The sequence below is a fragment of the Streptomyces sp. NBC_01478 genome (assembly GCF_036227225.1).
Lineage (GTDB): Bacteria > Actinomycetota > Actinomycetes > Streptomycetales > Streptomycetaceae > Streptomyces.
The window spans coordinates 10,740,202-10,759,554 of the sequence record NZ_CP109444.1 but is presented as its reverse complement, the minus strand read 5'-3'; the positions used below and the strand labels follow the sequence as shown (position 1 = coordinate 10,759,554).

The 19,353-nt window shown below is 70.9% G+C and carries 15 protein-coding genes and 1 pseudogene; 7 read left to right on the top strand and 9 right to left on the bottom strand.

The features are described from left to right. Window positions 1-62 precede the first annotated feature (62 nt). On the bottom strand, window positions 63-500 hold the full coding sequence (locus OG223_RS47765; RefSeq protein WP_329263410.1) for a protease inhibitor: 438 nt from the start codon (window positions 498-500) through the stop codon (window positions 63-65). 370 nt (window positions 501-870) lie between these two features. Between OG223_RS47765 and OG223_RS47760 the strand changes: the two genes are divergently transcribed. From OG223_RS47760 to OG223_RS47740, 5 genes and pseudogenes are all read left to right on the top strand, one after another. Next, complete coding sequence (locus OG223_RS47760; RefSeq protein ID WP_329263408.1) at window positions 871-1,422, top strand: hypothetical protein; 552 nt, start codon at window positions 871-873, stop codon at window positions 1,420-1,422. Window positions 1,423-1,634: 212 nt separating this feature from the next. Then, window positions 1,635-3,227 carry a purine-cytosine permease family protein gene (locus tag OG223_RS47755; protein ID WP_329265849.1) on the top strand — a complete coding sequence of 531 codons (1,593 nt, stop codon included), beginning with the start codon at window positions 1,635-1,637 and terminating at the stop codon, window positions 3,225-3,227. Then, window positions 3,227-3,895 (top strand): cyclase family protein, encoded by a 669-nt coding sequence (locus tag OG223_RS47750; RefSeq protein ID WP_329263406.1) that lies wholly within the window; start codon window positions 3,227-3,229, stop codon window positions 3,893-3,895. The genes OG223_RS47755 and OG223_RS47750 overlap by 1 nt, the downstream gene beginning before the upstream one ends. 45 nt (window positions 3,896-3,940) lie before the next feature. Beyond that, window positions 3,941-4,636: an alpha/beta fold hydrolase gene (locus OG223_RS47745; RefSeq protein WP_329263404.1), complete on the top strand. Its 696-nt coding sequence runs from the start codon at window positions 3,941-3,943 to the stop codon at window positions 4,634-4,636. 79 nt (window positions 4,637-4,715) lie between these two features. Further along, a pseudogene (locus OG223_RS47740) lies at window positions 4,716-5,644 on the top strand (2-hydroxyacid dehydrogenase). Here OG223_RS47740 and OG223_RS47735 read toward each other — a convergent pair. Then, the gene (locus OG223_RS47735) at window positions 5,637-7,280 is read right to left on the bottom strand and encodes an RICIN domain-containing protein (RefSeq protein ID WP_329263402.1); all 1,644 of its coding nucleotides are present in this window, start codon (window positions 7,278-7,280) and stop codon (window positions 5,637-5,639) included. The pseudogene OG223_RS47740 and the gene OG223_RS47735 overlap by 8 nt on opposite strands. 405 nt (window positions 7,281-7,685) lie before the next feature. After that, window positions 7,686-8,564 (bottom strand): oxidoreductase, encoded by an 879-nt coding sequence (locus tag OG223_RS47730; RefSeq protein WP_329263400.1) that lies wholly within the window; start codon window positions 8,562-8,564, stop codon window positions 7,686-7,688. A 135-nt stretch (window positions 8,565-8,699) separates the two neighbouring features. Between OG223_RS47730 and OG223_RS47725 the strand changes: the two genes are divergently transcribed. Further along, window positions 8,700-9,593, top strand: a complete 894-nt coding sequence (locus OG223_RS47725; RefSeq protein ID WP_329263399.1) for a helix-turn-helix domain-containing protein — start codon at window positions 8,700-8,702, stop codon at window positions 9,591-9,593. 13 nt (window positions 9,594-9,606) lie between these two features. Here OG223_RS47725 and OG223_RS47720 read toward each other — a convergent pair whose 3' ends face one another. The 4 genes from OG223_RS47720 to OG223_RS47705 all read right to left on the bottom strand — a co-directional run bounded on the left by OG223_RS47720 (window position 9,607) and on the right by OG223_RS47705 (window position 12,626). Further along, a complete protein-coding gene (locus OG223_RS47720) occupies window positions 9,607-9,981 on the bottom strand; it encodes a toxin Doc (RefSeq protein WP_329263398.1) in 375 nt (124 codons plus the stop codon). Between the two features lie 3 nt (window positions 9,982-9,984). After that, window positions 9,985-10,230: a hypothetical protein gene (locus OG223_RS47715; RefSeq protein ID WP_329263396.1), complete on the bottom strand. Its 246-nt coding sequence runs from the start codon at window positions 10,228-10,230 to the stop codon at window positions 9,985-9,987. Window positions 10,231-10,404: 174 nt separating this feature from the next. Continuing rightward, window positions 10,405-11,016 carry a hemerythrin domain-containing protein gene (locus OG223_RS47710; RefSeq protein ID WP_329263394.1) on the bottom strand — a complete coding sequence of 204 codons (612 nt, stop codon included), beginning with the start codon at window positions 11,014-11,016 and terminating at the stop codon, window positions 10,405-10,407. Further along, window positions 11,013-12,626 carry a DHA2 family efflux MFS transporter permease subunit gene (locus OG223_RS47705; protein WP_329263392.1) on the bottom strand — a complete coding sequence of 538 codons (1,614 nt, stop codon included), beginning with the start codon at window positions 12,624-12,626 and terminating at the stop codon, window positions 11,013-11,015. Before OG223_RS47705 ends, OG223_RS47710 begins: the two co-directional genes overlap by 4 nt. Window positions 12,627-12,816: 190 nt before the next feature. Here OG223_RS47705 and sigJ point away from each other — a divergent pair, with 190 nt between their 5' ends. Beyond that, the gene (sigJ, locus tag OG223_RS47700) at window positions 12,817-13,752 is read left to right on the top strand and encodes an RNA polymerase sigma factor SigJ (RefSeq protein ID WP_329263390.1); all 936 of its coding nucleotides are present in this window, start codon (window positions 12,817-12,819) and stop codon (window positions 13,750-13,752) included. A 14-nt stretch (window positions 13,753-13,766) separates the two neighbouring features. On the opposite strand, the gene OG223_RS47695 is transcribed toward sigJ, so the two are convergent. Next, complete coding sequence (locus OG223_RS47695) at window positions 13,767-16,010, bottom strand: glycoside hydrolase family 9 protein (protein ID WP_329263388.1); 2,244 nt, start codon at window positions 16,008-16,010, stop codon at window positions 13,767-13,769. A 181-nt stretch (window positions 16,011-16,191) separates the two neighbouring features. Beyond that, window positions 16,192-19,284 (bottom strand): glycoside hydrolase family 2 TIM barrel-domain containing protein, encoded by a 3,093-nt coding sequence (locus OG223_RS47690; RefSeq protein WP_329263386.1) that lies wholly within the window; start codon window positions 19,282-19,284, stop codon window positions 16,192-16,194. Between the last annotated feature and the right edge of the window lie 69 nt (window positions 19,285-19,353).

Below are 19,353 nucleotides of genomic sequence, written 5' to 3'. Positions count from 1 at the left end.
GCACGCACTCCCCAGCTACGGACCCTCCCTGCTGCTCACGGAGACCGTGCGATCCCGGTCTCTCAGAACGTGAAGACGCCTCCGTATCCGTAGGAGTCCTTCACGCACTCGTTGGAGAAGACGCGCTCGTAGGAGACGCGCTTGCCCTGCCACACACCGTCGACCGTGACGACGACGGGGCGGTAGAGCTTGTTGCAGAGCACGTCGTCCCGGGCCGTCAGGGCGTCGAAGTCGCCCCCGATACCGCGCAGTTCGGCGCAGGCCTCGGCGGCGGCCGGGTGGGTGCCGGAGGAGGTGGGCGCGCAAGTGAGGGTCACCGCGCGTTCCGGTGTGGCGAGGGCGGCGTCGTCGCCGTGGCCCATGGTCAGCACCAGGGCCGACGGGGCGTAGAGCGCGGACGGGCCGGCTCCGTGGGCCGCGAGGGCCGACCCGGTCAGGGGTCCGCAGACGGCGGTGGCCGTCAGACCCAGGGTCGCTGCCCAGCGCGCGGTGTTCCGCATTGTGTGCATCCTTCCGCTCGATACGAACCGATCACGAACCGATCGAGAAAGGATCGGTTCGAGACGGTGCCGGTCCCGCTCGGTCGGTGCCGGACCGGCGGGCGCCACTCTGCCGAGTCCGCCGCCGAAACTCACATCCCACCCACAGGTTTCAGTAACCTTGCGTGTTGAATCAGTGGCGCGAAGTCACAGAATTCGAACGTGCGAACCCCGCAACCACGGGGTTCTTGATCGCCGGATCGGGCCGGATGGCCGGTTTACCCCTGCTCGCGGATCGTCCTGAAACAGTCCCGAAACATTCCACTTCAGCTCTCGGCGCACTCCACCGCAGCCTCTTGCGTTCGTCCTGCTCTCGAGTAATCGTCATTACATGATTACGACAGAGCAGCAGGAGAAACTTCGCGGCTGGTTCACCGGCCGTCTGCCCGACGACCTGTTCGAGGAGTTGGTCGAGGTCACGGTCGACCGCGAGGAGATCACCGTGATCGGCCGCATCCCCGCGCCCAAGCTCGCCGAGGGCGTCTCGGACGCCGAGAAGGAGGCGGCGGTCCAGGGCCGGGTCCAGGAGTTCCGCGAGCGCACCCGGGAGACCCGGATCGCCCTCGCCCGCGAGGCGGAGCACCGGTTCCGCAGGAAGGTCTCGTGGGGTGTGGAGTGCGCCGGGGAGCGCTCCCTGTTCACCCACATCTCCGCCCCCGTCATGACCCGGCTGCGCCAGCCCGAGCGCCAGGTCCTCGACACCCTCATCGCCGCCGGCGTGGCCCGCAGCCGCAGCGACGCGCTCGCCTGGTGCGTCCGTCTCGTCCAGCGCCACACCGACGACTGGCTCACCGAACTGCGCGACTCCCTCGAACACGTCCAGCGGGTCCGCTCCCAGGGCCCCGACGCCGAACCGGAGGACGCCCCGAACGACAGCGAATAGAAGCGGCGGTGGATGATTCCTCCACCCATGGCGCGGAAGATGGATGAACCGTCCTCTGGTGCGGGTGTCACGGCCGGCCATAACGTCGGCAGACCCCCTGAGGACGGCATCCGTTCACCCCGCCCACCCCGCGCGCGTGACCGGCCGCCCCCACCGCCACCGCGCTACAACGCGCTCCACCGCCGTCCCCCGCTGGAGCCCCCTTGTCCCCCTTGTCCGGGCAGCCCGCCCCCTCCCCCGCCGAGCCGAGCCAGTCCCTGACCGAGGTCGAGACCTACGGCGTCGAGCGCATCCCCGACGCGGACCGCACCGCCACCCCGCTCGACCTGTTCCGGGTCGCGTTCGGCGGTGCCAACACCTTCTCCACCTGTGTGCTGGGCGCCTTCCCGATCCTGTTCGGCCTCTCCTTCTGGCAGGGCCTCGCGGCCACGCTCCTCGGAGTCGTCGTAGGCGCGCTGATCCTGTGCCCGATGGCGGTGTTCGGCCCGGTCAACGGCACGAACAACGCGGTCGCCTCCTCCGCGCACCTGGGCGTGCACGGCCGGGTCGTCGGCTCCTTCCTGTCCCTGCTCACCGCCGTCGCGTTCTTCTCCATCTCGGTGTGGAGCTCCGGCGACGCCCTGGTCGGCGGCGCGCACCGGCTGTTCGGCCTGGAGCAGAGCACGGTGTCGTACGTCGTCGCGTACGCGCTGTTCGCCGTCCTGGTCCTCGCGGTGTGCGTCTACGGTTTCCGGTTCATGCTGTTCGTGAACAAGATCGCCGTGCTGTCCGCGACGGTCCTGTTCCTGCTCGGCGCGATCGCCTTCGCCGGTAACTTCGACCCGTCGTACGCCGGTGTCTTCACGTCCTCGGCGGACGCGGCGACCCAGTCGCTGTTCTGGCCGTCGTTCATCGGCGCGGCCCTGATCGTGCTCTCCAACCCGGTGTCCTTCGGCGCGTTCCTCGGCGACTGGTCGCGCTACATCCCGGCGAACACCCCGCGCCGCAAGGTGGTTGGCGCCGCGTTCCTCTCCCAGATCGCGACGCTCCTGCCGTTCGTCTTCGGCCTGGCGACCGCGAGCATCATCGCCACGAAGGCACCCAAGTACGTCGACCCGGCCGCCCCGAACTTCGTGGGCGGACTCCTCGCCATCTCGCCGAGCTGGTTCTTCCTGCCGGTCTGTCTGCTGGCCCTGATCGGCGGCATGTCGACGGGCACGACCTCGCTCTACGGCACCGGGCTCGACTTCTCGTCGGTGTTCCCGCGGCTCTCGCGGGTGCAGGCGACGATGCTGGTCGGTGTGCTGTCCATCGCGTTCATCTTCATCGGGCGGTTCGGCCTCGACCTCGTCCAGTCGATCTCGACCTTCGCCACGATGATCATCACCTGCACCACACCCTGGATGGTCGTGATGATGCTGGGCTTCTACACCCGGCGCGGCTGGTACGACCCGGACGCGCTCCAGGTCTTCAACCGCCGTCAGCGCGGCGGGCGTTACTGGTTCTCGCACGGCTGGAACTGGCGCGGCATGACCGCCTGGTGGGTGGCCGCCGTGGTGGGCGTGCTGTTCACCAACATCCCGGGCCAGTTCGTCGGCCCGCTCGGCGATCTCGCGAACGGCGTCGACATCAGCCTGCCGCTGTCGCTGGCCGTGGCCGCCGTGCTGTTCCTGTCACTGCTCCGGCTGTTCCCCGAACCCCGGGCGGTCTACGGCCCGGAGGGCGCCCGGCTGGCCCGTACGGTCGAGGTCCCGGTGCCGCCGATCACCGGTCCCGGTGCGGAGCCCGCCGCCGAGGCGCCCGCGCTGGCCGGCGGGGGCAGTTGATGCCGTCGGCCTGGATCGACCTGTCGGTGCCCGTCGTCACCGGGATGCCCGTGTATCCCGGTGACCCGGCCGTCGAGGTGTCCCCCGCCCTGCGCGCACCCCGCGACGGCGTCAACGTCCTTCGCCTGCACATGGGTTCGCAGTCCGGCACGCATGTCGACGCCCCCTACCACGTGGACGACGCCTGGCCCCGCCTCGACGAACTGCCCCTGGAACGCTTCGGCGGGCATGCGGTGGTGGCCGACGTACGGGGGCTGCCGGCGCGGGCGCCGATCACGCCCGACCTACTGGCGCCCGCGCTAAGGCAGTTGAGGCCGGAGTCCCTCTTTCTGCTGGCCACGGGCTGGTCGGCGTACTGGGGCACCGACGAGTATCTCGCCCACCCGTGGCTCACCCCGGAGGCCGCCGAGGCCCTCGTCGCGGCGGGCGTCCGTACGGTCGCGGTCGACGCGCTGAGTGTCGATCCGACGCCCGAACCCGGCGACCAGACCGCCGACTTGACCCTGCCCGCGCACCGCGTGCTGTGCGGCGCGGGCGGGGTGATCGCCGAGAACCTCACGGGGCTCGATCAGGTCGTGGGTCTCCCGGACGTGGAGTTGTTCCTGTTCCCGCTGCGGCTGCCGGGGGCGGACGGCGCCCCTGTGCGGGCCGTGGCGCGGGCGGTCTGATCGTCCCGGACGGTCGTTGTCAGACCCGGCGGTTACGTTGTGGCCATGACTCGATTCGTTGTGGTGGCAGGCGCGTGGCTCGGTGCGTGGGCGTGGGACGAAGTCGTGCCCGAGCTGCGTGCGGCAGGGCACGAGGTGCATGCCCTGACCCTGTCCGGGCTGGCGGAGAAGCAGGGTGTTCCGGCCGGGCAGCAGACCCATGTGCGGGACATCGTCGACGAGGTCGAGCGCCTCGATCTGCGGGACGTCGTCCTGGTCGGGCACAGCTACTCCGGTGTGCCTGTGGGCCAGGCCGCGGAGCGGATCGGCGACCGGCTGACCCGGGTGGTGTTCGTCGATTCGGGCGTGCCGGTCGACGGGGAGTCGGCCCTGGACGGCTTCCCGAGCGACCCCGTCAGGAAGTCCCTCGCCGAGAACGGCGGAGTCTGGCCGCCCCCGGACCCGGCAGACCTCGCCGGCCAGGACCTCACGGACGAGCAGATCGCCCGCATCGTCACCGACGGGACCCCGCACCCGGGTGCCACCCTCACCGAACCGGCGGTCCTGGCCCGCCCGTTGGGCGACCTCCCGGGCATCTACGTCAAGTGCCTGCTCGACGGCGACGAGTTGCCGGCCCCGGCGGACGAACTGGTCGCGAGCGGGCGCTGGGAGCTGGTCCGGATGGACACGGGCCACTGGCCGATGTTCTCCCGGCCCCGCGAACTGGCCCGCATACTCGTCGAGTCGGCCACCCGCCCCTGACGCGCGCCCCTCTCCCCCACCCTCGACGAGGATTCCGCATGCCCCCACGAAGAACGTCCTGGCCGTCGTCCCGCCCCACATGGGTGGCCGCACGGCGGGCGCCGGCCTCGCGACGCTGCTGCCCGACGGGGTGGACGTCACCGTCGTAGAGTCCGTCGGCGAGGACCCGCGAGCCCTGCGCGCGGCGCATGTCGTCATCACCGCGCTCTCCCCGGTGACCGCCGAACACCTCGCCGCCGCACCGGAGTTGGAGCTCGTACAGTGCGCGAGCCACGGCTTCGACTACGTCGACCTGGACGCCGCGCGCGCCCGAGGGGTGGTCGTCTGCACCATCGGTTCCAGCGGTGCCGAGGCGCAGAAGGTGGCCGAGCAGACCTTCGCCCTGATGCTGGCGCCGGCCAAACAACTCGTACCCGCGCACACCGCGCTCGTCGAGGGCGACTGGGCGCTGCCCCGGTTGCAGCGCTCCCTGACCGAGCTGTCCGGCAAGACGCTCGGCATCGTGGGACTGGGCCCCATCGGGCAGCAAGTGGCCCGCCGCGTTCGACATGACCGTCGTCTATGCCGGGCGACGCCCCGTGCCCGAGGAGACGACGGCCCGGCTCGGCGGCGCCCGCCATCGTCCCGCTCGACGAGTTGCTGCGCGGCTCCGACTACGTCACCCTGCACGCGCCGCTCACGGACGGGACCCGGCATCTCCTGAACGCGGAGCGGCTCGCGCCGCTGAAGCCGACCGCGTTCGTGATCAACGCCGCGCGGGGCGCCCTGATCGACCAGGACGCCCTCGCGGACGCTCTCGAGGCGGGCGCCCTCGTCGGTGCCGGCCTGGACGTCTTCGACCCCGAATCGCCCACGCCGGCCCTGCGTCTGCTCAAGGCCCCGAACGGGGTGCTCTCGCCGCACGTCGGTGGCGTGACCCGGGAGACGGTGCTGCGGATCGCGCCGGCCGCCGTGCGGAACGCGGCGGGCTGTCTGACCGGCGGTCCACCGGGCGATGTCGTCAGTTAAAGCGGTCCGAGATCTTCGCAGGGCGCGGTGACGGGGCTCCGGTGCCGGTGATCGACAGCGAACCGGGGCTGGCGGTCACCGAGTCGGTCAGCCAGCGCTGCACGGTGGAGCCGTCGCGGACCTTGAGGACGATGTCGGCGCCCGGGTCCGTGTTCGTCGCGGTGAGCGCGAGCTCGGAGTCCCAGCGGGGCAGCAACTCGCCCTGCACGGTGAGGTCGTAGCGCACGTCGTTGCCGCGCTTGGCCTTCGCGTCGGCGCAGGTGCCGAGGACGACGACACCGGCGTCCGCGTGCGAGTCCAGGCACAGTCCGGGGCTCGCCGCACTGCGCAGCAGCCCGTCGGTGTCGTACGACCACTCCTGGGTCTCGGCCGACGAGCACACGGCCAGCCGGGTGCCGGCGCCGGCCTTCGCGGTGCCCACGATGTCGAGGCACAGGTCGGCCGCGGCGTTGTGCAGTCTCGTCCGCCCGGGTGCGGCGGGGAGCCCGGCCGTGCCGGGGGCTGCCGACGACGCCGGTCCGGAGCCGCTGTTGGTGGTGCCGGAGGCGACCGGCTCGGCGGCGCCTCCGTCGTGGTCCGGCCAGAGGCCGACGGCTAGCACGATCGCGACAACTCCGGCGCCGACCAGCCCGACACCGACAGCCAGCGACCGGGTGGACCGCGCGGCACGGGCCGAACGGGCCGCGTCGACGATACGGCGGCCGGGTGCGGGGAGCCGGGACAGCAGCCGGTGCCGTCCCGTGCCGCCACCGGACTGCGCACCGTGCCGGGCGGTGGCCCTGGTCCGGGTGTCGCGCCGGGCGCGGCCGGGCCGGGACGCGAGGTAGGGGCGGGCTCCCCAGCCGAGCACGGCCTCGGCGAGGAGGACTCCCAACCCGCCTTCGAAATAGCTGAGTTGTTCGGCGGCGAAACGGCAGTAGCGGCACTGGGCGAGATGCTGCTGGACATCCGGCAGGAGTGCGCCGCCGCGCCGAATCGGGACGTCGAGGAGGCGGTTGTAGAAGCGGCAATCCGGGGTCGGCGCGAGTTCCCGGTGGGCGCGCACACAGCCTTCGCGGAATTTTTCGTGCGCCTGCTGGAGAGCGGCCGACGCGTTGTCGGTGTCCATGCCGAGCAGGGCGGCCGGCACGGTTATCGACTCGGCCTCCACCTCGGTGTGCCACAGCAGACACTGGGCGAACGGCGTAAGAGTCTGGAAAGACCGCTCGGCGAGCTTGCGATTTTCGGCGGTCATGGACTTCGCGGCCCGCATGCCGCGGCCCCCGGAGGGTTTCTCCAGGTCCGGCAGAACACTGGATATTCGCTCTTCGCGGGTCCACTCCCGGATCGTGTCACGCACGGTCAGCAGCAGCCGGGGCCGCAGTGCCACCCCGTGTTCGCCGAACGTCAGCCGGTCGAACACCCGGTGGAAGGCGGCCGCGGCGGCCATCGCGGGCACGGTCCCCTCGGCGGCGAGACAGACGCCCGCGTAATCCTGGACCGGCCGCCAGTGCCGCGCCATGAGCAGCGCCACGGAATGAGCGGCCTCGCCCTCCGGGCGGCCCCGCAGTCGGGCGGCCAGGGTCTCGTCGGATTCCTCGGGGGCCCCGCCGTCCGGCGGCGGGTAAGGAGGACGAGGAGGGGGCGGGATGGACACGGAGTGGATTCCTCGGATTCGGTTCATCAACAGGTCAATGAGCCCCGGGGCATTTCCCGCGCGGGTGTTTCACCCTTGCACAACCCACCGAACCCAACAAGGCACTTGGGTAACTTCCACATCATTGAAAGTAAGTCAGACGCGGTGACAACTCGGTTCACTCGCACCGGCTTTCGACTTTCCATGCGCCCCGTGTGAACCATGCGCACACGCCGGTGCGGCACGCACGCTCCCGGGGCCCGTCGCACCGCGGTCCACTGGGATCGGCCTTTCTCAAAGGCCACGCGCTGGACGGCGGCTCTCCCGCGCCAAACGGCCGCCGACCCTGCTCCTCCCGCCCTGGGTCGGCGGCCCCGAGGGCGGGGGCGGCCCACCCCCGCCCTCCCTTCGCCCGGCCGGGGTTCATCAGGCCGGCGCGGGTCCGCCGATGGTGTCGAGTTCGGCGACCGCGTCGGCGGGCAGCACCAGATCGGCGGCGGCGATGTTGTCCCGCAGATGCGCGCGCGAGGACGTGCCGGGGATCAGCACGGTGGTCGCCGAGCGCTGCAACAGCCAGGCCAGGGCGACCTGTTGGGGCGAGGCGGCCAGCCTGGCGGCGACGTCGGAGAGGGTCCGCGACTGCAGCGGGGTGAAACCGCCGAGCGGGAAGTACGCGGCGAACGCGATGTTCTCCGCGGCACACCGCTCGACGAGGGCGTCGTCCCGCCGGTTGGCCAGGTTGTACAGGTTCTGCACGGTGACGACCGGAGCGATGGCCCGGGCCTCGGTCAGTTGGGCGGCGGAGACCGCGCTGAGCCCGAGGTGCCGGATCAACCCGGCTTTCCGCAGGTCGGCGAGGGCACCGAACTTCTCCCCGAGCGACTCCTCGTCGGCGGTGTCCTGGACGCCCAGACGGAGGTTCACCACGTCCAGCGCGTCGAGCCCGAGGTTGCGGAGGTTGTCGTACACCTGGGCCTTGAGGTCCTCGGGGTGCCGGGACACGATCCAACTGCCGTCGGGGCCGCGCCGGGCGCCGACCTTGGTCACGATGCGCAGGTCGTCGGGGTAGGGGTGGAGGGCCTCCCTGATGATCTCGTTGACGACGACGGGGCCGTAGAAGTCGCTGGTGTCGATGTGGGTGATGCCCCGCTCGACGGCCTCGCGGAGGACGGCCACCGCCTCGGCGCGGTCCTTCGGCGGGCCGAAGACATGGGGGCCGGCCAGTTGCATGGCGCCGTATCCCATGCGGGTGAGGGTGAGGTCCTCGGCGAGGGTGAGGGTGCCGCCGGAAACGGTGTCGGCCATGGTGGCGCGCCTTTCGCTGGGTGGTGCGTGCTGTCACCGACACTGCGCCCGTCCCGGCCGGGCAGGCAGTACCCGGATGTTCCTGGGAGTGGCAGGGACACGCACCTCCAGGATTTCGGGCCTACGGTGGTGGGTGTGGACAGCACGAACGCGCTCGGCGAGTTTCTGCGGGCCCGCCGTGAGCGGGTCCGGCCCGAGGACGTGGGCCTGAGCGGCGGCGGCCTGCGCCGGGTGCCGGGGCTGCGCCGGGAGGAGGTCGCCCTGCTGGCCGGCATCAGCTCCGACTACTACCTCCGGCTGGAGCAGGGCCGGGACCGCAACCCGTCCGTGCAGGTGCTGGAGGCGCTGGCCCGGGTGCTGCGCCTGGACGCCTCCGCGAGCGCCCACCTGGTCGGCCTGGCGCAGCCGGAGCGGCCGGCCGTGTCCCGCCGACGGGCGAGGCGGCCCGAGGCGGTACCGGTGAGCGTCCGCGAGCTGCTGGACACCTGGTCCGGTCATCCGGCGTATGTGCAGAACCGGTTCACGGACTGCCTCGCGGCCAACGCGCTGTGCCGGGCGCTGTCCCCGAGCTACACGCCGGGTGCGAACCTGCTGCGGGCGGTGTTCCTCGACCCCGCCGAGCGCGAACTGCGCCGCGACTGGGAGGAGTTGACCGCCGAGGGCGTGGCGACCCTGCGCGGTCACATCGGGCCCGACGTCGACGATCCCCGGCTGGTGGAGCTGGTGGGCGAACTGTCCGTGCGCAGCGACCGCTTCCGCCTGCTCTGGAGCCGCCACGAGGTACGCCCCATGCTCGGCCGGACCAGCCTCCTCAGCCATCCCCTCGTCGGCGACTTCGAGCTGCGGTCGAACAAGTTCGAGATCCCGGGCACGAACACGTTGAGCATGGTCGTCTTCCACGCCGAGCCGGGCAGCCGCAGCGCGGAACTGCTGGGACTGCTGGGCAGCCTCACCGCGTCGGCGAATGCCCCGCACGAGGAGCGCCGGCCCGCACACGAGGAGAACGCCCGGCTCGACGAGGACCGTTGACGCGTCCGAGCGGTCAGATCTGCCAGGAACGCAGCCGGTCCGCCGCGCCGTACACATCCGTCTTGCCGGAGATCAGGTCGCGCGCGAGATCGACGAGGGCGCTGTAGGGCGGATCGATGCCGACACCGCTGACGAACATGTAGGCGACCGCGGTGGCGCAGGCGAAGCGGGCGTTGGCCGAGGGCAGCGGCTTGAGCAGGGCGAGGGTGTGCAGCAGGGCGGTGGCCCGCCAGGCCGGGTCGGAGTCGACACCGAGGCGGGGCGGGTCGACGCGGTGCCGGGCGACGGCGGCCACCAACGCCGAGAAGTCGTTGATGGTGGGCTGGTCCGGCAGGACTTCCTCATGCCGCTGGAGCAGCCAGGGCACGTCGATATGGATGACGGCCATGCGTCAGGCGACCCGCCCCTCGCCCGTGGCCGACGGTTCGTCGTCGGGAAACGCGGCGGCGAACTCGTCGGCGTGCGTGGCGAAGAACCGACGGAAGGCCTCGGCCCCCTCCTGCAAGGCCCGGTGCCGAGCGATGTCGGCCGCGGCCGCCTCCCGCACCAACGCCTTCATCGACGTACCGCGCTCCTTGGCCATCCGCCGCAGATCCTCGAGCTCACGATCGCTGAACTCCACGTTGAGAGCTGGCATGCCAACACGGTACCGCGCGGGTACTTACCCGTAAATACCCCCAGGTCAAGAGGCATACGAGAAGGTACCGAGGGCGCCGATCCAGACCGGTGAAGCCAGGCCCTCCAGGTGCGCGGGGCTGTATCGATGTGCGGCTCCGCCGCGTGGGCGCGCCCAGCCCCCACCGGCCGCAGCCTAACGAACGACCCAATACCCTCGCCGCCGATAACTCCCCTCCCAGAACACCCGGTTGAGCACCCGTACCGGCGGAGGGAAAGCCCCCAGAACCCGCCCCCTCTCCTCGGCCGACACCCCGTCGACAAGCCACGGCACGAACACCGCGGCCCCCCGCACCCCCTGCGTCCTACGGATACGCCCGGTGAACGCCCCCCAGTCCGCCCCGGTCAACACCTCCCCCATCAACGGCAGGGCCCTGTCCTCCTCATGCTTGAGGTGATCATCGAGCGTCGCCCGCAACGCCCGTACCAGATCGGGGAGTTCAACAGCCCGGTCGGCCAGCGCGGCGTCCACCGCAACCAGCAGCGGATCGATACGACCGTGCTCGGTCTCCATGTCGTCGAGGAGCGCCAGCTCCCGCACCCGCCCCGCGACCCGTGCCCGGACCCGCGGCCACAGGTCGCTGTCCTCGGCGGTGTGGTGGATGTGCAGTTGGTGCTTGAAGTTCTCCCACCCGGCACGGACGGGAGCGGTGTGCGCCCTGCCCTCGGCGACCGCCGCGGCGAGCCGCTCCAGGTCACGCCGGAAGGCGTCGTGGGAGGCGTACATGGGCGTGAAGTCGACGGTCATCGTGCGGCTTCTTCCAGCTCGGGCTCGGACATGGGCAGGGCGTGCGGGTTGCCGGACGGACCGTGGTGTCGTCGTACGGCGAGACAGGCGAGCGCGCCGGTCAGCAGGACGGCGACGGCGACATACACGGCGGGCCCCATCGCGTGGACGAAGCCGTGGCCGAACACCTGGCCGCCGAGGGCACGCATCCGCTCGGCGACGGCGTGCGGGACCCCGGCCGGCGCCCCGCTCCGCTGCCCGGCGCCGACGTCGGACTCGGCCTTGGAGAACCCGGCGACGAAGGACTCCCGGTAGGCGGCGGGGAGTTGACCGGCCCGGGCCCGTGCCTGCTCGGTCAGGGAGGAGGCGAGCCGGGCCTGGAGCACCGCGCCGATCACCGCGCCGGCGAGCACCGAACCGACCTGGCGGAGGGCGTTGGTGACACCGGACGCGGCGCCCGCGAGCCGGGGCGGGACATTGCGCATGACCTCCGTGGCCATCGGGGCGAAGGTGCACCCGACGCCCAACCCCGTGAGGAACAGCGGGAAGGCGATGGTCAACCAGCCCGTGCCGACGTCCGCGACACCGACGACCCACACCAGTCCACCCGCCCAGGCGAGCAACCCGCCCATCAGGATGAACTTGCCGCCGACCTTGTCCGCGAGCGCTCCGGCGGGCCCGGCCATGACGAACGAGCCGAGGGCGACGGGCAGCAGCACAAGGCCCGCCTTCTGCGCGCTGAAGCCGAGCACGGACTGCAGATAGATCGTCAGCGTCAGGAACATCCCCACCACGCCGAACGACACGGTGACGCCGACGAAGTTGATGAGGCTGAAGTCGCGGTCCTTGAAGAGCGAGAAGGGGACCAGGGGTTCGCCGTCCTGCTGTCCGCGCTCGTGCAGCAGGAAGGCGGTGAACAGGGCGACAGCCGCGCCGAACAGGGTCCAGATCCCGGCGTTCCAGTCGTACCGCTGCCCCTCCGTGAGCCCGAAGGCCAGGCAGAACAGGGCAGTTGAGGCGAGCGTGACGCCGAGGGTGTCGAAGCGGCGCCGTACCGTGCGCCGGGCGCCCGGGATGATCGCCATGGTCAGGACGAGCACCAGGGCGCCCATCGGCAGGTTGACGAAGAAGATCCAGCGCCAGGACAGATGGGTGATCAGCACGCCGCCGAGGATCGGGCCGAGCGCGCCGGACACCCCCGCCACGGCGCCCCAGATGCCCATCGCGACTCCGCGCCGGTCGGCCGGGAACACCTCGGCGATGATCGACAGGGTCTGCGGCATGAGCAGCGCCGCGCCCAGCCCCTGCACCGCGCGGAACCCGATGAGCTGGGCGGGGTCCTGGGCGAGGCCGCAGGCGAGGCTGGCCAGGGTGAACAGGGCGACTCCGGCGGCGAACAGATTGCGTTTGCCGCGCAGGTCGCCGAGGCGTCCGCCGGTGATCAACAGGACGGCCAGCGCCAGGGTGTAGGCGTTGACGATCCAGAGGATCTCGTCCAGGGACGCGTCGAGGTCCTCGCCTAGCTGGGGGATCGCGATGTTCACGATCGTCAGGTCGAGGAGGGTCATGAAGAACCCGAGCGACAGCGTCACGAGGATCGCCCAGGGGTTGCCGTGCCACTTCTTGAACACGATGTCGGCTCCTTGCACAGGACTTCGCACAGGACGTGCGGTGGACTCGCGTTCAAGAGGGCGGGGCGGCCGACCGGTGTGACACCGCACGCATTCGCCGAGACGTACGTCACATTCGGCCCGTCGGCTGTCACACTCCGGCCCCCGCCGCCCCTCGCAGTAGTGAGCACGCCACTGGGGAGGCGCACGTATGTCAGAGATCGCTGTCACCGAAGAGGCGACCGACGTCTTCATGAATCATCGGGAGCTGCTGTTCGGCCTCGTCTACAACATGCTGGGCAGCGTCGCCGACACCGACGACGTCCTCCAGGAGACCTGGCTGTCCTGGACGGCCCGCGTCCGCCGCACCCCGCTCGGCACCGTCACCAACCCGCGCGCGTATCTCGTCCGCATCGCCGTCAACCACGCGCTCCAGCGCCGCGCCACGATCAGCCGCCGCCGCGAGACCTACGTCGGCCCGTGGCTGCCGGAGCCCTTGGTCGACCAGGGAGCCGGCGGTGATCCCGAGGACCCCGCCCTGCGCGCCGAGTCCGTGTCGCTGGCCATGCTGGTCGTCCTGGAGTCGCTGAGCCCGCTGGAACGCGCGGTGTTCGTCCTCAACGAGGTGTTCGGGTACGCCCACACCGAGATCGCGGACATCATCGACCGCACCCCGGCGGCCGTACGGCAGCTCGCGCACCGGGCGCGGGCCCATGTGCACGCGCGGCGGCCGCTGTACGAGGCGCATCCCCGGGTGCGGCGGGAGGCGACCGAGCGGTTCGTGCGGGCCGCGATCGGCGGGGACATCGCCTCGCTGATGGAGATCCTCGCGCCGGACGTCACGGTGTGGACCGACAGCGGCGGCAACCGGAAACCGGCGGGGCTGCGCCCGGTGCACGGGCGGGACAAGGCGGTCCGTCTCATCAACTCGTTCGCCGCCAGGCGCCGTCCGCAGGACCTGGAGCTGCGCTACCGGCGCGTCAACGGCGACGACGCGGCCGTGCTGTTCGAGGGCGACTCGCCGTACGCGGTGATGGTCATGGACCTCACGCCCGAGGGCGACCAGGTGTCCGGGGTGTACATCGTGACCAACCCCGAGAAGCTCACGCACGTGCGCAAGGACGAGGAGGCCGAGGACGGCCGGTGACCCCGGCGCGGACGTCAGCCCTGGTCCGCCGCGAACGAGGCCATCCACGCCAGCGCCGCGTTCCAGTTCACCGCCGTCTCGTTGGTCGACCACGACTGGATGTCGTCGATGTAGCAGAACTGCCCGACGCAGCCCAGGAGTTTGCCCTGCGCGTACGGGTCCTGGAGGGAGGAGTTCGCGCCGCCCGCGAGCGTGCCCTGCGGCGGGTTCGGGAGGTTCGGGTCGAGTTCATGGGCGTACCAACGGCTGTGCTCGTTGTGGGAGTTGGCCTCCCCGTAGCCGGTGACGTACGACATGTTGAGGGCGTTGCGACCGAGGATGTAGTCCATGCTCTGCAGGGCGCCGTCGCGGTATTTCGTGGCGCCGGTGAGGTCGTAGGCGGTGGCGACGACGTGGGCGTTGTTGAGGATCTGGCTGTTGGAGCCCCAGTCGTAGAGGTTGCCGGGCGGTGCGTACGGCATGCCGTACGGCTGCGTCCGCAGCGTGGTCAGGTAGGTGTTCGCGGCCTCGATCACCGACCGGCGGATCCTGTCCACGCCGGGAAGCCGGTTGGGGACGGTCGCGAGGTCGAGCCGGCCCAGTGCCGCCGTGCGGGCCCAGTCGAAACCGAGGGCGCCGAAGATGTCGGCCGTGTTGAGCGGGGAGTTGACGACCTGGTCGGCGAACTGCCGTTCGCCCGTGGTGAGATACAGCTCCGCCGCCGCCCAGTAGAACTCGTCGGTCGCGTTGTCGTCGGGGTACGCGCCGCCGCCGGTGCCGTCGTTCGGGTCCGGGTACACCGAGGGGTGGGCGAGCGCCGCCACCCAGGCCTTCCTGGCCGCGTTCAGGGCCTTGGCCGCGAACTCCCGGTCGTAGGGCCGGTACAGGCGGGCCGCCTGCGCCGCCGTCGCCGCGAGGTTGAGCGTCGCCTGTGTGGTCGGGGCGTGCAGCTCGCGTTTCTGCGGGTCCTGGTCCGGCAGCAGCGGGAGTCCGGTCCACTGTTCGTCGTGGACCTTGTCGTGCGCCATGCCGGCCAGTGGCTGTCCGTCGGGTACCTGCATCTTCAGCAGGAACTCCAGTTCCCAGCGGGCCTCGTCGAGCACGTCCGGCACCTTGTTGCCGCTCTCCGGGATGGCGAGCGTCCCGTCGCGCAGTGCGGCCGGCCGGCCCGTGGGGGCGAGGCGTGAGCGCTCGTAGGTGCTGAGCAACTCCCATGTGGAGATACCGCCGTTGACGACGTACTTGCCGTGGTCCCCCGCGTCGTACCAGCCGCCGGTGACGTCAAGTGTGTAGTCGCACAGGGCGGGTTGGCAGGGCACGTTCGCGTCGCCCTGGTTGGGGGCGACGTTCAGGTGGCCTGCCGGGCGGGCGTAGCCGGGGCGCAGCTCGTCGCGTATCGGGATGCCGCTGCGCTGGGTGTAGTAGTACTTCAGCGAGTCGAGCCGCAACTGCTCATAGGCGGCCGTCCCGATGTCGAAGGGGCGGCTGGTCTCCCCGTCGGCCACCAGCGTGAAGCCCTCGCCGCGGCCCCGGTAGGAGCCGAAGTCGATCGACTGGACGTTCTGCGCGGAGGCCACGTCGGTGCCGCGCGGCACGGTCCGCCCGTGCGCGACCACCGCGCCCGCCGCGTTCCTCAACTGCCAGGGCAGCACGGCCGTGGACCCGGTCACCAGCGTCGCGTTCTTCGGCCCGCCGGGCAGATAGGCGACCTGGTTCACCCGCACACGCGGCCCGGTGTCCGGCTGGTACACCTCCGGCGGCACCCCGCCCAGCAGCGACACGTCGTCCATGCAGAAGTGCCAGGCGTCCGTGCCGCCGCCGAGCTGGAAGGCGACCTGACCTTGTGCGGTGTCGACGGGCGAAGTGAACGTGTACGCATAGGAGTTGCCCGACCCGCTCAGCTCGGGACTGACCTCGTAGTAGGTGTCGTACGGCGCCACCGACAGCCCGACGATCGCCCGCGCCACCTGTCCTTCGGGCGAACCGGACGCCGTAAAGGCGAACTTGTACGACTCGCCCTTCACCAGGGTGATGTCGTTCTGGCCGACGGCGGCGTCCCAGCGGTTCGTCGTGCCGCCCGGCACATCCGCGCAGAGCTGTCCGTCGGACAGGCCCGCGGTGACGTTGCTCGTCGTCCACCAGGGTTCGGTGCCGGTGTCGAAGGTGCCGTTCCTGACCTGCTCGACCTCGTCGGCCCCGGCCGGACCGGCCGGGAGCGTGGTGAGCGCCGCCGCGAGGAGGGCCGTGGCGGCGAGCAGGGTCGTGCTGCGTCGTTTCACGAATGAGCCCCTCACGGACGCGGGAGCGCTCCCAAGCACTGTGGACGCAGGCCATGCTGTTCGAGACATGACACCCCGTCAACGGTCCGGACAGGCCAGATTCCCGTCCGGACCGCGAACGGGTCCCCTCCTGTCCGAACCGTGAGCGGGTCCCCTCCCGTCCGGACCGCGAACGGGGCCCTTATCCGGCCGGTGCCTCCAACTTGCTGATCCGCACCGCCCCTTGAGCCGTCCCGGGATGCGCGCTGGTCAGCATCAGCCGCATCCGCGATCCGCGTACCGCGCCGAAGGTGATGACGGTCGGGGCGTCCGAGGCCGTGGCCCAGTCGACGGCGGGCCCCTCGACCGGCACCCACCCGCGCCCGTCCCACACGGCGACCGCCACCGCCGCGGGCAGGCTGTGCGTCGCGTCCACGGTGAACGACACCTCCACCCGGTCGAAGGACCGTCCCCTCCCCCAGTCCACCGACACCCAGTCCTCCCCGCGCGCGCCACTGAACGCGGGCAGCAGCGTCGTGGCCGACTTCGCGAAGGCGTTGGACCAGCCGGTGGCCGGGTCACCGTCGAGCACGGCGGCCGGGAGCGTGTCCGGGCGGCCCGAGTAACTAGCGTCGGCGTAGGGGTAGTTGGGAGGGCCAGGATAGTCGGCCGCGAAGTCCGGCGCCGCGGTTCGCGACACGTCCCGGCCGGGCGTCGTCCGTACGGTGACCGTGCCGCTCCGCAGCCCTTCCGCGCGCGCCGTCACCTTCAGCGTGCCGGGCGCCGTACCGGACCGCACGATGGCAAGTGCCTTGCCGTGGAAGGCGGTTCGGGTGCTCGCCTGGTACCGCTCGGCGCTCTCCTCCCGCCCGTTGTCCAGTCCGGCCAGCGACCCGCCCTTCACCTCGAAGGCGATGAGATCCTCGGCGTCGGGCAGGACGACCCCGTGGGCGTCGACGACCTCCGCGGTCACGAAGACCAGCGAACGGCCGTCGGCGGCAAGGGACTTGCGGTCGGCCGTGAGGCGCACGGCGTGCGCGGAACCCGCGGTGCGCAGGACGTCCGAGGCGACCACCTTGCCGCCGCTTCGCGCGACCGCCTTCAACTCGCCGGGCTCGTACGGGACTTTCCACGTCAGGTGGAGTTTGCCGGCGCTGCCGTTCGGGCTGGTGTAACTGCCCGGGTAGGGGCCGGAGGTGAAGGTCTTGTCGTCGCCGGTGGGCTCGGTGGTCTCCAGGTAGGTGCGGCCGTCGATGGTCTGCTTGGTGTCGAACTCCCTTGTCCCCAGGGACTTTCCGTTGAGGAACAGCTCGACGGTGTCGACGTTGGCGTAGGCCCAGACCTCGACGGTGTCCCCCGGCTCGTGGTTCCAGCTCATCGGCACCAGATGGACCATGGGCTCGCCGATCCACTGGCTGCGGAAGAGGTGGTACATGTCCTTCGGGAAGCCGGCCGTGTCGACCGCGCCGAAGAAGGACGCCTTGACCGGGAAGACGTCGTACGGCGTCGGCTCCCCGATGTAGTCGATGCCCGACCAGAGGAACTGACCCGCGAACCACTTCCGGTCCCGGTCCTTCTTGTGCCCGTACTCGCCGCTCATCGTCCAGGAGGCGAGGTTGTTGTCGTACGAGGAGGTGTCACGCCGGCCGGGCGTGTGGTTCTCGCCGGTGTTGAGGTGCTCCGGCTCCTGGTAGGCGCCGCGCGTCGAGGTCTCCGAGGAGGACTCCGACTCGAAGAGGAACAGGTTCGGATAGGCCGCGTGCAGGGCGTCGACCGACTTGGCGGTGTTGTAGTTGAGGCCGAGTCCGTCGAGCTTGGCGAGCATGAGGTCGGCGGCGGAGCCCTTGGCGGGGACCCCGTGGTACTTGTTCGAGCCGATGACCACCGGCCGGGTGTCGTCCGCCGCCCTGATCGCGCCGATGATGCGGTCGGCCATCGCCAGTCCGGCGGTGGCGGTGGAGTCGGGGATCTCGTTGCCGATGGACCACAGCACCACGGCGGGCGAGTTGCGGGCGGCGAGGACCATCTCGGTGGCGTCCTTCTCGCACCAGTCGTCGAAGAACCGGTGGTAGTCGTAGGTCGTCTTGCCGGTGTGCCAGCAGTCGAAGGCCTCGACCATCATCACGATGCCCAACTCCTCGCAGGCCTCGATGATTTGGGGCGAGGGCGGGTTGTGCGAGGTGCGGAAGGCGTTGACGCCCATCGACTTCATGATGGTCAACTGCCTGCGTACGGCGTCGATGCTGATCGCGGAGCCGAGGGCGCCCTGGTCGTGGTGGAGGTCGACGCCCTTGATCTTGGTGTCCGTGCCGTTGAGGGAGAAGCCCTCGTCCGGGTCGAAGCGGTAGGTGCGGATGCCGAAGGGGGTGCGGTACGTGTCGACCGTCCTGCCGGCCACCCGCAGTTCGGTCTCCAGGGCGTAGCGGTGGTCCGGGGTCTCGATGTCCCACAACTTGGGCTTGGGGACGGTGAGTTCATGAGTTTCGGTGCTGCGGTCGGCGACGGTCACCGTGGAAACGGCACGGCCCACCGTCCGGCCGCCGGGGTCGACGACCCTCGATCTCACCTCGACCTCGCTCGCGGCACCCGACTCGTTCACCACGGACGTCCGCACCCGTACGACGGCTCGCTCGGCGGTGATGTCCGGGGTCGTGACGTACGTGCCCCAGCGTTCGACGTGCACGGGCTCGGTGATGACGAGGCGGGCCTCGCGGTAGATGCCGCTGCCCGAGTACCAGCGGCTGCTCGGGAGCCGGTTCTGGACCTTCACCGCGACGACGTTCTCCGTGCTGCCGTCGGTGTGCGCCAGGTCGGTGAGGTCGAGGGCGAAGCCGGTGTAGCCGTAGGGGTGGCGGCCCACCTCGGTGCCGTTGAAGTAGACGTACGCGTCCATGTAGACGCCGTCGAACTCGACCGAGATCCGCTTGCCCGCGCAGGCCGGCGGCAGGGTGAAGGCGATCCGGTACCAGCCGAGGCCGCCGGGGAAGAACCCGGTGCCGCTGGTCGTGCCGTGGTCCGTGGTGGGGGTCTGCTCGATGCTCCAGTCGTGCGGGGCAGCGACCTGGCGCCAGCCCGAGTCGTCGTATTCGGGTGCGGCGGCGTCGGCGTAGGCGCCGGTCGGGTCGGTGATCCCGCCGGGGTTGACCAGCGCGAAGCGCCAGCCGTCCCGGAGCGGGACCGTGCGGCGGCCGGGCGCCCCTGCCGTGGTGGCTCGGGCGGCGGGGGCGGCCAGGAGTGACGTGGCCGTCGGCGCGGCCGTAGAAGCGATCAAAACCGATCTGCGAGTGACCGTCATGGCGGCTCTCCCTCAGTAGGGCCCAGAAGTACTCACAACTGATCGTGACCGAACAGATTCTGACGGGGT

Coding starts and splice junctions, on each gene's coding strand:
- OG223_RS47765 (WP_329263410.1), bottom strand. CDS start 500: ATGCGGAACACCGCGCGCTGGGCAGCGACCCTGGGTCTGACGGCCACC.
- OG223_RS47760 (WP_329263408.1), top strand. CDS start 871: ATGATTACGACAGAGCAGCAGGAGAAACTTCGCGGCTGGTTCACCGGC.
- OG223_RS47750 (WP_329263406.1), top strand. CDS start 3,227: ATGCCGTCGGCCTGGATCGACCTGTCGGTGCCCGTCGTCACCGGGATG.
- OG223_RS47745 (WP_329263404.1), top strand. CDS start 3,941: ATGACTCGATTCGTTGTGGTGGCAGGCGCGTGGCTCGGTGCGTGGGCG.
- OG223_RS47730 (WP_329263400.1), bottom strand. CDS start 8,564: ATGGCCGACACCGTTTCCGGCGGCACCCTCACCCTCGCCGAGGACCTC.
- OG223_RS47720 (WP_329263398.1), bottom strand. CDS start 9,981: ATGGCCGTCATCCATATCGACGTGCCCTGGCTGCTCCAGCGGCATGAG.
- OG223_RS47715 (WP_329263396.1), bottom strand. CDS start 10,230: ATGCCAGCTCTCAACGTGGAGTTCAGCGATCGTGAGCTCGAGGATCTG.
- OG223_RS47710 (WP_329263394.1), bottom strand. CDS start 11,016: ATGACCGTCGACTTCACGCCCATGTACGCCTCCCACGACGCCTTCCGG.
- sigJ (WP_329263390.1), top strand. CDS start 12,817: ATGTCAGAGATCGCTGTCACCGAAGAGGCGACCGACGTCTTCATGAAT.
- OG223_RS47690 (WP_329263386.1), bottom strand. CDS start 19,284: ATGACGGTCACTCGCAGATCGGTTTTGATCGCTTCTACGGCCGCGCCG.